This window comes from Psychrobacter sp. Pi2-51 (assembly GCF_904846665.1).
In the GTDB taxonomy this organism is placed as follows: domain Bacteria; phylum Pseudomonadota; class Gammaproteobacteria; order Pseudomonadales; family Moraxellaceae; genus Psychrobacter; species Psychrobacter glaciei.
On record NZ_CAJHBP010000014.1, the window covers coordinates 1 to 14985 of the forward strand.

General features: G+C 42.4%; 24 protein-coding genes. 2 read left to right on the plus strand and 22 right to left on the minus strand.

The window, feature by feature from the left end:
* Nucleotides 1-262: 262 nt before the first annotated feature.
* The 5 genes from acpP to JMY08_RS08675 form a co-directional block, all read right to left on the minus strand.
* On the minus strand, nucleotides 263-499 hold the full coding sequence (gene acpP / locus JMY08_RS08655) for an acyl carrier protein (protein WP_025652201.1): 237 nt from the start codon (nucleotides 497-499) through the stop codon (nucleotides 263-265).
* A 272-nt stretch (nucleotides 500-771) separates the two neighbouring features.
* Nucleotides 772-1500, minus strand: a complete 729-nt coding sequence (fabG, locus tag JMY08_RS08660; protein WP_201592910.1) for a 3-oxoacyl-ACP reductase FabG — start codon at nucleotides 1498-1500, stop codon at nucleotides 772-774.
* Nucleotides 1497-2465 (minus strand): ACP S-malonyltransferase, encoded by a 969-nt coding sequence (fabD, locus tag JMY08_RS08665; RefSeq protein ID WP_201592911.1) that lies wholly within the window; start codon nucleotides 2463-2465, stop codon nucleotides 1497-1499. Before fabD ends, fabG begins: the two co-directional genes overlap by 4 nt.
* A gap of 428 nt (nucleotides 2466-2893) precedes the next feature.
* A complete protein-coding gene (rpmF, locus tag JMY08_RS08670) occupies nucleotides 2894-3076 on the minus strand; it encodes a 50S ribosomal protein L32 (RefSeq protein WP_010196743.1) in 183 nt (60 codons plus the stop codon).
* Between the two features lie 319 nt (nucleotides 3077-3395).
* The gene (locus tag JMY08_RS08675) at nucleotides 3396-3989 is read right to left on the minus strand and encodes a YceD family protein (protein WP_201592912.1); all 594 of its coding nucleotides are present in this window, start codon (nucleotides 3987-3989) and stop codon (nucleotides 3396-3398) included.
* Between the two features lie 296 nt (nucleotides 3990-4285).
* Here JMY08_RS08675 and JMY08_RS08680 point away from each other — a divergent pair, with 296 nt between their 5' ends.
* Both JMY08_RS08680 and JMY08_RS08685 read left to right on the plus strand, forming a co-directional pair.
* Nucleotides 4286-4918, plus strand: coding sequence for an elongation factor P hydroxylase (locus JMY08_RS08680; RefSeq protein WP_227679642.1), 633 nt, complete (start codon nucleotides 4286-4288; stop codon nucleotides 4916-4918).
* A gap of 308 nt (nucleotides 4919-5226) precedes the next feature.
* Nucleotides 5227-5847, plus strand: coding sequence for an L-threonylcarbamoyladenylate synthase (locus JMY08_RS08685; protein WP_010196739.1), 621 nt, complete (start codon nucleotides 5227-5229; stop codon nucleotides 5845-5847).
* 74 nt (nucleotides 5848-5921) lie between these two features.
* Here the strand turns inward: JMY08_RS08685 and rplQ are convergent, their stop codons facing one another.
* The 17 genes from rplQ to rplN form a co-directional block, all read right to left on the minus strand.
* Nucleotides 5922-6281, minus strand: a complete 360-nt coding sequence (gene rplQ, locus JMY08_RS08690; protein ID WP_010196736.1) for a 50S ribosomal protein L17 — start codon at nucleotides 6279-6281, stop codon at nucleotides 5922-5924.
* Between the two features lie 19 nt (nucleotides 6282-6300).
* Nucleotides 6301-7308, minus strand: a complete 1008-nt coding sequence (locus JMY08_RS08695; protein ID WP_021813386.1) for a DNA-directed RNA polymerase subunit alpha — start codon at nucleotides 7306-7308, stop codon at nucleotides 6301-6303.
* Nucleotides 7309-7389: 81 nt separating this feature from the next.
* Nucleotides 7390-8031: a 30S ribosomal protein S4 gene (rpsD, locus tag JMY08_RS08700; RefSeq protein WP_010196731.1), complete on the minus strand. Its 642-nt coding sequence runs from the start codon at nucleotides 8029-8031 to the stop codon at nucleotides 7390-7392.
* Between the two features lie 48 nt (nucleotides 8032-8079).
* Nucleotides 8080-8469, minus strand: coding sequence for a 30S ribosomal protein S11 (rpsK, locus tag JMY08_RS08705; protein ID WP_201592914.1), 390 nt, complete (start codon nucleotides 8467-8469; stop codon nucleotides 8080-8082).
* A 20-nt stretch (nucleotides 8470-8489) separates the two neighbouring features.
* Nucleotides 8490-8846: a 30S ribosomal protein S13 gene (rpsM, locus tag JMY08_RS08710; RefSeq protein WP_189586278.1), complete on the minus strand. Its 357-nt coding sequence runs from the start codon at nucleotides 8844-8846 to the stop codon at nucleotides 8490-8492.
* Nucleotides 8847-9098: 252 nt separating this feature from the next.
* Entirely contained in the window at nucleotides 9099-9215 is a 117-nt protein-coding gene (rpmJ, locus tag JMY08_RS08715; RefSeq protein WP_010196721.1) for a 50S ribosomal protein L36, read from the minus strand.
* 31 nt (nucleotides 9216-9246) lie between these two features.
* Nucleotides 9247-10578: a preprotein translocase subunit SecY gene (gene secY, locus JMY08_RS08720; RefSeq protein WP_173240232.1), complete on the minus strand. Its 1332-nt coding sequence runs from the start codon at nucleotides 10576-10578 to the stop codon at nucleotides 9247-9249.
* Nucleotides 10579-10597: 19 nt separating this feature from the next.
* Nucleotides 10598-11038: a 50S ribosomal protein L15 gene (gene rplO / locus JMY08_RS08725; protein WP_010196716.1), complete on the minus strand. Its 441-nt coding sequence runs from the start codon at nucleotides 11036-11038 to the stop codon at nucleotides 10598-10600.
* Nucleotides 11038-11217, minus strand: a complete 180-nt coding sequence (gene rpmD / locus JMY08_RS08730; RefSeq protein ID WP_010196714.1) for a 50S ribosomal protein L30 — start codon at nucleotides 11215-11217, stop codon at nucleotides 11038-11040. Before rpmD ends, rplO begins: the two co-directional genes overlap by 1 nt.
* 20 nt (nucleotides 11218-11237) lie before the next feature.
* The gene (gene rpsE, locus JMY08_RS08735; protein WP_010196711.1) at nucleotides 11238-11753 is read right to left on the minus strand and encodes a 30S ribosomal protein S5; all 516 of its coding nucleotides are present in this window, start codon (nucleotides 11751-11753) and stop codon (nucleotides 11238-11240) included.
* A 2-nt stretch (nucleotides 11754-11755) separates the two neighbouring features.
* Nucleotides 11756-12106 carry a 50S ribosomal protein L18 gene (gene rplR, locus JMY08_RS08740; RefSeq protein WP_010196708.1) on the minus strand — a complete coding sequence of 117 codons (351 nt, stop codon included), beginning with the start codon at nucleotides 12104-12106 and terminating at the stop codon, nucleotides 11756-11758.
* A gap of 11 nt (nucleotides 12107-12117) precedes the next feature.
* Nucleotides 12118-12651 carry a 50S ribosomal protein L6 gene (gene rplF, locus JMY08_RS08745; RefSeq protein WP_010196707.1) on the minus strand — a complete coding sequence of 178 codons (534 nt, stop codon included), beginning with the start codon at nucleotides 12649-12651 and terminating at the stop codon, nucleotides 12118-12120.
* Between the two features lie 223 nt (nucleotides 12652-12874).
* A complete protein-coding gene (gene rpsH / locus JMY08_RS08750) occupies nucleotides 12875-13273 on the minus strand; it encodes a 30S ribosomal protein S8 (protein WP_010196706.1) in 399 nt (132 codons plus the stop codon).
* A gap of 11 nt (nucleotides 13274-13284) precedes the next feature.
* On the minus strand, nucleotides 13285-13590 hold the full coding sequence (gene rpsN, locus JMY08_RS08755; RefSeq protein WP_010196705.1) for a 30S ribosomal protein S14: 306 nt from the start codon (nucleotides 13588-13590) through the stop codon (nucleotides 13285-13287).
* 12 nt (nucleotides 13591-13602) lie between these two features.
* Nucleotides 13603-14139 carry a 50S ribosomal protein L5 gene (gene rplE / locus JMY08_RS08760; RefSeq protein WP_010196704.1) on the minus strand — a complete coding sequence of 179 codons (537 nt, stop codon included), beginning with the start codon at nucleotides 14137-14139 and terminating at the stop codon, nucleotides 13603-13605.
* Between the two features lie 21 nt (nucleotides 14140-14160).
* On the minus strand, nucleotides 14161-14478 hold the full coding sequence (gene rplX, locus JMY08_RS08765; protein WP_010196703.1) for a 50S ribosomal protein L24: 318 nt from the start codon (nucleotides 14476-14478) through the stop codon (nucleotides 14161-14163).
* 8 nt (nucleotides 14479-14486) lie between these two features.
* Entirely contained in the window at nucleotides 14487-14855 is a 369-nt protein-coding gene (gene rplN / locus JMY08_RS08770; RefSeq protein ID WP_010196702.1) for a 50S ribosomal protein L14, read from the minus strand.
* Nucleotides 14856-14985: the final 130 nt, after the last annotated feature.

The window sequence follows — 14985 nt, forward strand, 5'->3', positions numbered from 1 at the left end:
TTATTCTTTTAATGGTAATTATATCTAGTAATTACTATTATTTATTGTTTACCATTATTAGTATAGGCAAAGACACATATGATGAATAGTAATAGTATGTTGAGTAATGTTGATTTGGCGTAGCTTATGTTAATGAAATGAATCACTAGATGAGCATAAATGACTGGGATAGACTCTTAGAATAAATAACAAACATAAAAAAACCGCTTATCTATGCTGTATAGATAAGCGGCATTGTAAGACTTGCTAAGCAAATAGCGAGTTATAGCTGGGCTTGTACGTAGTCGATTGCTTTTTGAACCGTCGTCAATTCAGCTGAATCTTCATCAGGAATAGTGATGCCAAAATCGCTCTCGAATGACATAACCAATTCGACTAGATCCAATGAATCAGCGCCTAAATCTTCCATAAATGAAGCATCGTTGTTGATGTCTTCAACATTCATACCTAATTGCTCAGCTACTGCCGCCTTTACTCTTAGCTCGGTATCATTACTCATGTAGATTACTCCTTTATCATCTATTATTTTTAATAAACTGCGATAGCGCGATAGTTAAACGTTATCGCCTAGTATATAAAATGGAATTTGCCAGATCAGCATTGCCGTCTGAGTACTCTATGACACGTTATACGTTCTGTCTAATGTCTAGTAAAGCCCTGCTATCATACAGGGCTTTGACGTAAAAGTATTCGTCATTATAGCACCCTTTATTATAGTTTACACTCGTTCACACAGTTTTTTATTATAAGTATGTAACACTTGTGCGTCACCTACATATACATGCCGCCGTTGACAGGAATAACAGCACCTGTGATGTAGCTGGCTTCGTCACTGGCTAAGAAATGTACGGCAGCTGCGATGTCTTCTGGCTGCCCAAGACGACTAATAGGCACGGCTACTAGCATCGAATTTAGTAGGCGCTCGTCAAGCTCATCCGTCATATCCGTCTCAATTAAACCGGGTGCCACACAGTTGATCGTGACTTGGCGTGAGCCGATTTCACGTGCGAGTGTACGGCTAAAACCTTCTACGCCCGCTTTAGTCGCCGCGTAATTAGACTGACCAGCATTGCCCATTTGAGCAACGACAGAGGTAATATTAATGATACGACCACGACGCGCCTTCATCATACCGCGTACCGCACGTTTGCTCATACGATAAACCGATGTCAAATTGGTATCAACCACGTTCTCCCAATCTTCATCTTTCATGCGCATCAATAGACCGTCTTGGGTAATACCAGCATTGTTAACCAACACTTGCACCGCGCCATAGACGCTTTCAATCTCTTCAAATAGCTTATCGATTTGTGCCGTATCGCGTACGTCTAATACACGGCCAATACCACCACTATCATGTAAATAACCATCAACAAGTTCAGCACCTTTCTCTGTGGTGGCTGTCCCAATCACGAAATGTCCTTCCTTTGCAAAACGTTTGGCGACTGCCTTGCCAATACCGCGACTGGCACCAGTCACTAGGGTAATCGTACGGCTCATGATAATACCTCCATTAATTTATCAAGACGGGTGGGCTTGTCAGTAGGATAGCTGGCAATTGGTTGCGCTTGACGCTTGGCCAAATTGCTCAATACATTGCCACTGCCACACTCGATTAAAATATTAATTTGCTTATCAGCCAGCTCTTGCATGGTCTTTGACCATAGTACTGGCTCACTTAGCTGCTCGGTTAATGCTTGCTTAATACCTGCCGCACTACTCTCAACACGCGCATGACGGTTTTGAATAACCGGAATGGTTGCTTGATCAAACTTAATAGCTGCTAAGGCTTCCGCTAAAGCACTACTTGCTGGCGCCATAAGCGCACAATGTGATGGCACGCTCACCTTTAGTGGGATGGCTTTTTTGCCAGTATTTTTTACTTTATCGATGACAGCTGTGACGCCTGCCGCATTTCCTGAGACCACAACTTGTCCTGGACTATTGAAATTTGCCGCTCCGACAATCGCGCCATCAACATGCTCGGTTGCCTGCTCGCACAAGTTTTCCACACGATGATCTTCGAGCCCTAGCACTGCTGCCATCGCTGTATCGATACCTACTACCGCCTCCTGCATCAACTGACCGCGCGTATGTACCAATCTCACCGCATCAGCAAGCGATATCACTCCAGCGGCACAAAGGGCGCTGTACTCACCTAGAGAATGACCCGCTAAATAGCACGGCGCTTTTTTGAATTTTGGTTGTAGAATGCGCCAAATGGCGATACTAGCCGTCAATAAGGCTGGCTGAGTATATTGCGTTTGATTGAGCTTTTCTTCATCCTGACAAATTGCCCATAAGTCTTCACCCAGTGCTTCGCTTGCTTCAGCAAAAGTATCACGAATCTCTGGATAAGCTTCAGCGAGCTCGCTGGTCATACCGACAATTTGTGAGCCTTGTCCAGGGAAAAGCACCGCGATGCGGGTTGGCTGTTTTTTTATCATATCGGGTACAGAGGCCATAACCAATATTCCTTATGTAATTGAAAACATCCCTAAAGATAATGGGGAGTATTGTAAAATTAGGGGCGGTCTAGAGTTATATTTTTAACTGATCACTCAGACAGCTGATTATAAGTAAACTATACACTGACAGATACTATTATCATAGCTGATGAAAAAATGAGGCGTTAAGGTAAGATAATATTTAGCTTTTGACAGTTTTTTAGGCACCGCATTTGATAAAAAATTACGTGATAAAAACCAATGATAGGAAATTACGTCATAAAAAATTCATAGCAAAAAGCCAAGTCATCCCACCACGTAATATATGGTAGCGAAATAACTTGGCTTTCTTTAGCTCAAAACTTATTGCCTAATAACAGCGGTACAAAAAGCCGTAAAGTGCCATCAGCACCATCGTATTGTTGCATCACTGATTAAATAGTCAATTAAGCGTCTTGACTGACCTTGAACAACTGACGACCACGATAAAAACCATCTTTAGTCATGTGATGACGACGATGTTTTTCACCAGTGGTAGCATCTACGCTTAGCTCAGCCACTTCCATACGATGGTGTGAACGGCGCATGTCACGACGAGAACGGCTTTTACGACTTTTTTGAACAGCCATGATATAGCTCCTATACTTAAAAGGGATAAGCTTAAAATTCAGCTTTAGTCGATACTGACAGAGGCTATATAATCACAACAACCTAAGTCTTACGCATCATTAGTTAAATAGATTGCCACGTGCATTAAAATGCTAACTACGTCTAAAATCTATAGTCAATTTGCCTAGTCAGTTTTTATCTGCAAGTAACCTGTTGCTAGAATGCAATAAACGGGACATTATACGCATGTTTCATCGATTAATAAAGCCCTGCGTACGACTCTTCTGCACAAAGCCGATAAAAGGCATTCTAAATCAATTGAATACAGCATTTTTTCTTTTATAACTTGCCTTTCAACGATGCTAAAGCGGCAAAAGGATTTTCATTTTCTTCTTCTTCAGGTATCTCACCAAATTGCTCAACCGTCATTTCACAGTCATCGTGCTTCGGTGCCATCGGTGTTTTAAGCAATATTTCATCTTCAACCAATTTTTTCAAAGGCAATAAGCGCTCTGGCGACTGCTCAGTAATGACTTCATCAAGCAATAAATAGTCCTGCTCTTCATTGACTAGGCCCACTTGGCTCTCGTCATCGAGTAGTGCAATATCATAATCATCAGTTAAGTCAGTGGCTACGGGTTGCAAGCAGCGCTGGCAAGTTAGCCATACATCACCCACCAATTTAAATGACAGATGTAAGACATTATTACGACGATAAAGATTGGCAGTGAGCTGGATTTTTTCTTGTTCATGCTCGGTCGTCAGTATAGCGGAAAGACGCTCAAAAGAGGTAGGTTCTATCTCTCCTGCCCACTCAAAGCCAGTGTCTTCCCATTTATTTAAGGAAAGGTGTTCGGGCATATTACTCGATATAGGATTCTGCATATTATCAGCTTGAGCCGCTGAAGGCTTGCTTATTGGAGTGCTTGACATACGCGGCCTCATTCATCAAAAACGGTGTATAATATTGCCTGCCATACTAGCGGAAAGCGCTGAGTAGCGCTAGCGCTAGTATGTTAAGATTTTTTGACCTTTGGGTTGCCTCACATTTTTATTTACTCATTTCATGTATAGAGTACCAACAGTCTCTTATTTTTTATTCGGTCAATCTTCTATCTATGATATCGCCTACCGCCAACCCTGATTTTTCTGCATTGTGGTCTTCTATTGATACGACTCTTTTGCTTCAACATCTCACTGACTTAGAAGATACAGCTATAGAATGCCCTATGAGCACTCTAAAGAATTGCTCACTCAATTCTAAAATAAATACAAACCTAAAAGATTTAGCAGATCAATGGCAAAAACTGTCTAAGGAAAGTGCTTCTATAGTAGATACTGAAAAAGCAGCAACCAATTGGCTTATTTGTTTATTTAATACCGTGTTTGCCAAGCATCAAGTGATATTAGCATTTGGTGATGGTGAGCCAGAATATTTCCCTGCTCAGAACAATCAGCCAGCACGAATCGAGTTTGCTAACGGATTTTTTGCCAGTGCGCTGCATGAGTGCAGCCATTGGTGCGTCGCTGGGAAAGAACGTAGAGGCCTACCCGACTTTGGCTACTGGTATGCACCAGATGGGCGTTCAGCCTCTCAGCAGCAAGCATTTGAGTGCGTAGAGATTAAACCGCAAGCGCTTGAGTGTTTATTTACTCTTGCCTGTGGATATCACTTTCGAGTCTCACAGGACAATCTGTTTGCCGACTTCGATACCATTGGTAGCACTTTTGCTCATGACGTTTATTTACAAGTTGAAGCTTATATTACAAAGCCAGTAACGCTGCCACGTGATGCCAAGACTTTGCTACGGGTATTATTAAGTGTTTGTAACGATAAATTAACTAACAGCGAGCCACGATAAATATCTATAAGATTAATGATAGCGAAGCTCGTAAGATGTTAACGATTTCCTACCAACCGTAACGCCTTGCCAATAAACTTATATTTGCTTTAAGCTATACTGATAGATAAGTAGATTTTGTGGTGCAGCTAAGATAAAGCGAAGCTAGCAAAGGATTGACTCATTATTATTCTTGTTTCTCTCTTGCGTTATTTCTCTCTTGCGTTATTTCTCTCTTGCGTTATTTCTTTCTAGCATTATTTATTTGATAACAACTCATTCACCATCTCAAAAGTATATAACCTATAATTATAAAACAAGGAACTATTATGCAAGTGCTCTATATTCATCCCGAAAATCCGCAGCCACGTCTTATTGAGCAAGCTGCTGATCTATTACGCAAGGATCAATTAATCATTTATCCTACCGATACCAGTTATGCTTTTGGTTGTCGTTTAGGCGCAAAAGACGCCCTCGAAAAATTAAAACAAATCCGTGAGCTTGATGATAAGCATCAATTTACGTTATTGTGCCGGGATTTAAGTGAAATTGCCAACTATGCAGCAGTAGATAATGTGCAATTCAAGCAGCTTAAGGCTCATACGCCAGCTCCTATTACCTTTATTCTTAATGCCACAAAAGACGTACCAAAGAAACTGGCACATGCGAAGAAAAAAACCATTGGTATTCGTGTGCCAAGTAATCCTATCGCCCAAGCACTCTTGGCAGCCATGGACGAGCCTATCTTAACCAGCTCATTAATATTACCAAATCGCGATGATATACTTGATGATCCGTTTGAAATAGAAGATCTGTTAAGCAACCAAATAGACGGTCTCATTAACGCAGGTATAAAAACCACTAAGCTAACCACTATCGTTGATATGACCAGTAGCCAGCCTGAAATCATCAGACAAGGTGCTGCTGACGTTAGTTCTTTGCTATTATAACTACTTATTTAAACGCATAAAAAAAAGCTCCAATCGATTGGAGCTTTTTTATGAATCATATATTCAGTATAAAATTAGTCACGATCAACTAATTCTACATATGCCATTGGCGCATTGTCACCATCACGATGACCGCATTTTACGATACGCAAATAACCACCTGGACGCGTCTGGTAACGAGGACCTAACGTGCCAAATAATTTGCCTACCATAGCTTTGCTACGCATACGGCTGAATGCTAAACGACGGTTAGCAACGCTGTCTTCTTTAGCCATAGTGATCAATGGCTCGGCAACGCGACGTAGTTCTTTAGCTTTTGGTAAAGTTGTTTTGATCAGTTCATGCTCAAATAATGAGTTAGTCATGTTCTGAAACATTGCCTTACGATGACTGCCGGTACGACCCAGCTTGACTCCACTCTTACGATGGCGCATAGTCAAAAATCCTTAAAGTTTAACGGCTACGATAAGAAAAGCGATCATCAACACGTAAATCAGCTGGTGGCCAGTTATCTAGGCGCATACCGAGCTCTAAATCTTTAGACGCTAAAACGTCTTTGATTTCCGTTAATGATTTCTTACCAAGATTTGGGGTTTTTAGAAGTTCAGTCTCTGAACGTTGTACCAAATCACCGATATAGTAAATGTTTTCAGCTTTCAAGCAGTTGGCTGAGCGAACCGTTAGTTCAAGATCGTCCACAGGGCGTAATAGCACCGGATCAACCTCTTCTTTCTCTTTCACAGGCTCAGGCGCTTCTTCAGCTTCTAGGTCAACAAAGATAGAAATCTGTTGTTGTAAAATAGTGGCTGCTTTACGAATTGCTTCTTCTGGATCTATAGTGCCATTAGTTTCAAGCTCAATGATAAGACGATCAAGATCAGTACGCTGCTCTACACGAGCGTTCTCAACCTGATAGGCAACACGAAGCACAGGACTAAAACTTGCATCAAGCTTTAAGCGTCCAATTGCCTTAGTGTCACCATCTTCACGGCGCTGGTTTGCTGGCTCATATCCACGACCCATTACTACGCGCAAACGCATCTTAAGATGACCACGATCACTCAATGTACCCAATACCAATTCTGGATTGATGATGTCAACATTGTGTGGTAACGCGATATCTGCAGCAGTAATAGTGCCTGGACCTTGTTTATCCAAGGTCAAAAATACTTCATTTTGGTCATGAAGCGTAATTGCCAAGCCTTTTAAGTTCAAAAGCAAGTCAAGTACATCTTCTTGTAGCCCTTCAAGCGTAGAGTATTCATGGTCAACGCCATCAATCTCAGCTTCAATGACTGCAGCACCAGGTAATGAAGATAACAAGATACGACGTAAGGCATTACCTAGGGTATGCCCAAAGCCGCGTTCTAACGGTTCGAGCGTGACTTTCGCAATCGTTTCATTAACCGTATCCACGTTAATGGCATTCGGCGTTAGAAACTCAGTTGCATTTAGCATCATGATGTCACCTCGATTTATTAAACTGGTTTAATTAACGTTAATTGCTCAATGCCATTTTCATGACATCGAGCAGTACGTCATTTACTTAGAGTATAGCTCAACGATCAAGCTTTCGTTGATTTCAGCAGGTAGATCAATACGATCAGGCGCTTGTTTAAACGTGCCTTGTAGTTTGCTGTGATCAACATCTAGCCATTCTGGAATACCACGTTGTGTCGCTAATTCGATAGCGTTTTTAATACGTAGTTGTTCGCGAGACTTCTCTTGGATAGCGATGACATCACCATCTTGAAGCTGAATTGATGGAATGTTCACACGAACAAACTCATCACGGCCAGCTTTTTTTACCATAACAGTACGATGACTGACTAGCTGACGTGCTTCTGCGCGAGTTGAGCCAAAGCCCATGCGATATACAACGTTATCTAGACGGCTCTCAAGCATGGCTAGTAGGTTTTCACCGGTAGCACCGCGCTTACGAGCAGCTTCTTTATAGTAGTTAGCGAATTGACGCTCTAGCACACCATAAATACGCTTAACTTTCTGCTTTTCACGCAGCTGTAGAGCATATTCTGAGGTCTTGTTACGGCTTACACCGTGTTGACCTGGTGGACGACCAGCTTTTTTCGTTTTAACATCGTATGGTTTAACACCAGACTTAAGGCCTAAGTCTGTACCTTCACGACGTGATAATTTGAGTTTTGGTCCAATATAGCGGGCCATTGTTATGTCTCCTATAAGCTTTTGGGATAAAAAGCTTCGTCTTTAATATTAGACGCGGCGCTTTTTCGGCGCACGGCAACCATTGTGTGGGATTGAGGTTACATCAGAGATGCTGTTAACTTTATAACCCAATGCACCTAGTGCTCTTACCGCAGACTCACGACCCGGTCCTGGTCCTTTGACCAAAACGTCGATATTCTTAACACCATATTCTTGAGCCGCTTTACCAGCGACTTCAGCTGCAACCTGAGCTGCAAATGGTGTAGATTTACGTGAACCACGGAAGCCTTGTCCACCTGAAGTGGCCCAAGCCAATGCATTACCCTGACGATCGGTAATCGTAACAATGGTGTTATTAAAAGACGCATGGATATGGGCTATGCCCTCCGATACTGAACGACGAGCCACCTTTTTGCGACTGCGAGTGTCTTTTGCCATCTTTTAGCTTCCTAAGTTAATTATCTTTTGAGAGGGCGTGTCGGACCCTTACGAGTACGAGCGTTGTTCTTGGTGTTCTGACCTCTAACTGGTAGGTTGCGACGATGGCGTATGCCACGGTAACAACCAAGATCAACTAAACGCTTGATATTCATTGAAACTTCACGACGAAGATCACCTTCAGTCATGTAATTTGTAATTTGTGCACGGATAGCATCTAACTGTGTATCATCTAACTGACTAACTTTAGTAGTAGGGGCAATGCCAACTGCTTCTAATATTTTCTGAGCAGTGGTACGACCTACACCAAAGATGTAAGTTAGTGAAATAACAGCATGCTTATTATCCGGGATGTTTACGCCGGCAATACGAGCCATTGATTTCTCTCCATTAAAGAAAAATAAGCGTTATTTATCAATAAGGCATTATTCTTCAGAATTGTTGCTGTTAATACTAAATATATTATGGTCACTGTCGCTGTTTTGGCTTAGTTAAAAGCCTAACCATTGACAGCATTACAAAATATTCTGCATAAACACGGCAAGTGGCGGATGATATCCCATCCGCCGTTATTTTTCAAGTATTAATTTAGATAGTAACAAAAGTTTAAAACTTTATGATACTAAATATTAACCTTGACGTTGCTTGTGGCGCGGTTCTGCTGTACAGATAATATGTACACGGCCTTTACGACGCACAACTTTACAGCTACCACAAATCTTCTTAACTGATGCTTGAACTTTCATAGCATACTCCTTGAAATATCGTACCGCTCATTTAAGGTTGAGTGGGCGATTGAATTAACGTCTGATCATGATATTGATGGGTCATCAAATGCGCTTGAATCTGCGAGATGAAGTCCATTACCACAACCACCATAATCAGTAAAGATGTACCACCAAGTTGAAACGGCACACCAAACGATGACTGGACGACCATCGGCATTAAACAAATAACCGTCATATACATCGCGCCAATAAAGGTCAGTCGGTTTAATACATGATCGAGGTAACGCTGAGTTTGTTGTCCAGGGCGAATACCAGGGATATACGCACCACTACGCTTAAGGTTTTCTGCTACTTCACGCGGGCTAAATACCAATGCCGTATAAAAATAACAGAAGAAAATAATCATCGCGCCAAATAGTACTAAATATAGCGGTTGCCCTGGGGACAACACCAATGCCATATTTTGCAATATTTTTTGTACAAAAGTAGGATCAGTTGATTGACCAACCCACTGCCCTAAACTTGCAGGGAACAGTAACAAAGAACTAGCAAAAATAGCTGGGATAACCCCTGCCATGTTCAGCTTCAACGGCAAATGTGATTGCTGTTGAGCGTATATCTTGCGACCTTGCTGCTGTTTTTGTGCATAGTTGACAGGGACACGGCGCTGAGCACGTTCAATATAAACAATACCTGCAGTAACCGCGATGCCTAATAGTACAAAAATGAACAGTACAATCAGGTTCATCTGACCTTGATTGACCTGTTCGATAGACTGCGAAATCATACCTGGCGTACCAGCCACAATGCTCGCAAAAATAAGCATTGAGATACCATTACCAACGCCGCGCTCTGTAATCTGCTCACCAAGCCACATTAAGAACATTGCGCCCGCTACTAATGAAGTAACGGCTGGAATATAGAAAGTCAAACCAGAGGATAAGGTAAGATTTTGGCTGATTAAGCCAGCACACATTCCTAATGACTGTACTAGAGCTAAAGCAAGTGTCCCTTGACGGGTGTACTTGTTTAGCTTGCGTCGTCCCGCTTCACCTTCTTTTTTGAGGGCTTCAAGCGATGGCAGTACTGCAGACATCATCTGTACAATAATCGATGCTGAAATATATGGCATAATGCCAAGCGCCATAATAGACATACGCTCTAGCGCACCACCTGAGAACATATTAAACATGCTCAGAATGGTGTTTTCGTTGCGCGAAAACAGATCAGCCAAGTTAACTGGGTTGATACCCGGAACTGGAATATGTGACCCTAAACGATAAACAATCAATGCGCCGATTAAGAATAATAAACGCGTCCATAATTCGTCATACTTGCGTATGAAGGCAAATGGATTAAGCGGTATACCAGCCGATGACATTGATTGTTTTGACACGTTACTACTCCTCGATGCTACCACCAGCAGCTTCGATTGCTTGCTTAGCGCCTTTAGTCACTTTAATACCTTTAAAGGTATAAGCTTTAGTCACTTCGCCTGACAACATTACACGAGCACGCTTCATATCATGACGGATAAGGTTAGCAGCTTTAAGTGTTTCAATGCTGACCACATCGCCTTCAATTTTATTCAATTCAGACAGACGGACTTCAGCAGTCGTCATTGCCATTCTACTGGTAAAACCAAATTTTGGTAGACGGCGATATAAAGGCATTTGACCACCTTCAAATCCTGAGCGTATGCTAGAACCTGAACGAGATTTCTGACCTTTTACACCACGACCACCAGTCTTACCAAGACCTGAACCGATACCACGACCACGACGTTGGGCAGTTTTCTTTGCGCCAACACCTGGTGATAATTCATTTAATCTAAGACCCATTACGCTTCCTCCACTTTTACCATGTAGTTGACGCGATTGACCATACCACGGGTTGAAGGAGTATCTTCTACTTCAACAGTATGATTAATACGGCGTAAACCCAATCCTTTCAAGCTCGCTTTGTGGCTCTTTAGGCGATGGGCACCCGATTTAAATTGAGTGACTTTCATTTTTTTCATCGTAACTCACCTAGTCTAAGTTAACCCAAGATTTCGTCTACAGATTTACCACGTTTTGCTGCCATCTTCTCTGGAGTTGACATATCACGTAAACCGTTAAACGTAGCGCGAACCACGTTAGCAGTATTGGTAGAACCATAACATTTAGTCAAAACATCTTTGACACCAGCAACTTCTAACACAGCACGCATTGCGCCACCAGCGATTACGCCAGTACCTTCAGATGCAGGCTGCATGTAGACTTTACTAGCACCATGACGTGCTTTGATCGGATGATACAAAGTTGCATCGTTTAGCTCAACAGTAATCATATTGCGTTTGGCAGCTTCTAGCGCTTTTTGAATAGCAGCTGGCACTTCACGTGCTTTACCACGACCAAAACCAACACGACCATTGCCATCACCAACAACAGTTAATGCGGTGAAAGAGAAAATACGACCACCTTTAACTACTTTTGCGACGCGGTCAACGGTAACTAAGCGTTCTACTAAACCGTCTGTTTGCTCATTTTTATCATTTTTATCATTTCTAGCCATGATTAAAACTCCAATCCGTTTTCGCGAGCTGCTTCAGCTAAAGCTTTAACTCGACCATGATATTTAAAACCACTACGGTCAAAGGCAACTTTAGTAACCCCAGCTGCTTTTGCGCGTTCTGCGATCATTTGGCCTACAGACGTCGCTGCATCAGCGTTGCCAGTCGCGCCTGAGCGCAAGCTGCCGTCTAAGGTAGATGCCTGAGCAATCACTTCACCACCGTTCGGAGAGATAATCTGGGCATAGATGTGCTTTGGCGTGCGATTAACCGTTAAGCGATGTACGCCTAAATGACGGATATGCGCGCGGGTTTTCTTAGCTCGACGCAGACGAGCTGCTTTTTTATCAAACATTTCAACTCACCTTATTTTTTCTTAGCTTCTTTGCGAACCACATGTTCGTCGCTATAACGAATACCTTTGCCTTTATAAGGCTCTGGTGGGCGGAAACCACGGATATTAGCCGCTGCTTGACCAAGCTGCTGCTTATTGTTTGATTTCAAAACAATTTCAGTTTGCGTTGGGGTTTCAGCTGACACACCTTCAGGTAGCGTATATTCTACTGGATGAGAGTAACCAACGTTTAGCGTTACTTTATTACCAGTAGCTTGCGCGCGATAACCAACACCAATTAATTGAAGGCGTCTTTCAAAGCCTTCATTCACGCCAGTAACATAATTGTTAAGCAGGGCGCGCATGGTGCCAGTGTGCATCATGGCTTCTTTTGAATCGACTGTAGGTGAGAAAATGATCGCATCATCTTCCTGTTTCAGCTCGACCAATTCATGCAGGCGTAAAGACAAATTGCCGTTCTTGCCTTTCACTTCGACCTGCCGATCGTTCAAAGTAACGCTTACGCCGTTTGGCAGCGTCACTGGGGCTTTAGCCACACGAGACATAGGAATATTCCTTAAAAAATTAACTTCTTTATATTAGCGAAAAAACTAACAGGCTAAAAAGCCTGCTAGTTTAGCATAGTTGTTCCCACTAAGCACCATTCAATTTTATCAACTTCAAATGCTTAGCTTTCTTTAAGCTCATTACAAATCATTATGGACTTACAACAGCTCAAAGGGGTTCAAGTAGACTTTGTCGTCTCATCACCAATAGCATAAATGCTAATTAGGCAACGAATGCAACGATTTCACCACCGATACCAGCAGCGCGTGCAGCACGATCGCTCATGATACCTTGGCTAGTCGATACGATAGCAACACCCATACCTTGCTTAACAGTAGGGATAGCGTCTTTACCGCGATGCTGGCGTAAACCAGGACGGCTAAAACGTTGGATAGTTTCGATGACAGCTTTGCCTTCGAAGTATTTCAGTTCAATAGTCAATGTGGCTTTATTGTTGTCTTGTTCAGTAACAACAGCGTTCGCTACATAACCTTCGCTAACCAGTAAATCAGCAATTGATTTACGTAATTTAGAGCTCGGCATTGCTACCGATACTTTGTTAGCCATTTGTGCGTTACGAATACGGGTTAGCATATCCCCAACGGTATCTTGCATACTCATATAGTTACTCCTTACCAGCTTGCTTTACGAACACCAGGCACATCGCCTTGCATGACACGCTCACGCAGCATATTGCGTGATAAGCCAAACTTGCGGAAGTAACCGTGAGGACGACCGGTGATAGCACAACGATTACGCAGACGTACTGGTGATGAATTGCGTGGAAGAGCTTGTAGCTCTAGCATCGCTTCCATACGAGTTTCGTCACTTGCAGTCATATCACTGATAGTTTCTTTTAGCTTGATACGCTTTTCAGCATATTTAGCAACCATTTTTTCGCGCTTTAATTCGCGGTTAATCATGCTCTTCTTTGCCATAACGTCTTTACCTTATTTAAATGGGAAGCCGAATGCTTTGAGTAACGCACGACCTTCTTCATCATTACCAGCTGACGTGGTGATTGTCACATCCATACCGCGGATACGATCAATTTTGTCAAAATCTACTTCTGGGAATACGATTTGTTCTTTGATACCCAATGAGTAGTTACCACGTCCGTCGAAGGCTTTAGGTGAAAAACCGCGGAAATCACGAATACGAGGAATTGCAATGGCAATGAGACGATCTAAAAATTCGTACATTTGCTCACCGCGTAGCGTTACTTTACAGCCAATTGGCCATTCTTCACGAATCTTAAAGCCAGCAACTGATTTACGCGCTTTAGTGACCACAGGTTTTTGACCAGCAATCGCGGTCATATCAGCTACAGCACCTTCAAGCAATTTCTTGTCTTGAGACGCGCCGCCTACACCCATGTTGAGTGTGATTTTAGTGATTTTAGGCACTTGCATCACATTCGCTAAACCAAGGTCTTCTTTGATTTGCTGCTTTAGTTCATCGTTATATAAAGATTTTAATCTTGCCATTACCATTACACCCTTAGTGTCTTACGCAGTCGCCACTACTTCACCGTTCGAACGATAGACGCGTTGTTTGTTGCCGTCTTCGCCGAACTGATAAGTAATACGATCAGCTTTTTGGGTTTGCGCATTTAATATTGCGACATTTGAGATATGCAGAAAAGCTTCTTGCTTAAGAATGCCACCTTCAACGCCAGTTGCCTGATTTGGCTTCTGATGTTTAGTAACAATATTAATGCCTTCAACTTTAATACGATCGTTTTTTACAGCTTGTACAGTACCTTGTTTGCCTTTATCTTTACCAGCAATCACGATAACTGTATCGCCTTTACGTAATTTTGACATGGATTACCTCACAATACTTCTGGTGCTAGGGATACAATTTTCATAAACTGATCACCACGTAGTTCACGAGTTACCGGTCCAAAAATACGAGTTGCAATCGGTGCTTTGTTTTGGTTTAACAATACCGCAGCATTGTCATCAAAACGCAGAACAGAACCATCAGGACGACGAACGCCTTTTTTGGTACGTACAACTACCGCATTCATCACGTCGCCTTTTTTAACACGACCGCGAGGAATGGCTTCTTTAACCGTTACTTTAATAATGTCGCCAACTGATGCATAACGACGATGAGAGCCACCCAGTACTTTAATGCACTGAACTCGCCTTGCACCGCTATTGTCTGCAACTTCCAGCATTGACTCAACCTGAATCATAGCGTTACTCCACACGTATGAGCAATAAAAACCAGTTGCTGCCGCTAGCACAGTATGAGTAGTCGGCATTTTAATATAAATAACCGCTGCTACTCTTAATGTGAGTGATATACGCTCGGCGCAATCAGCA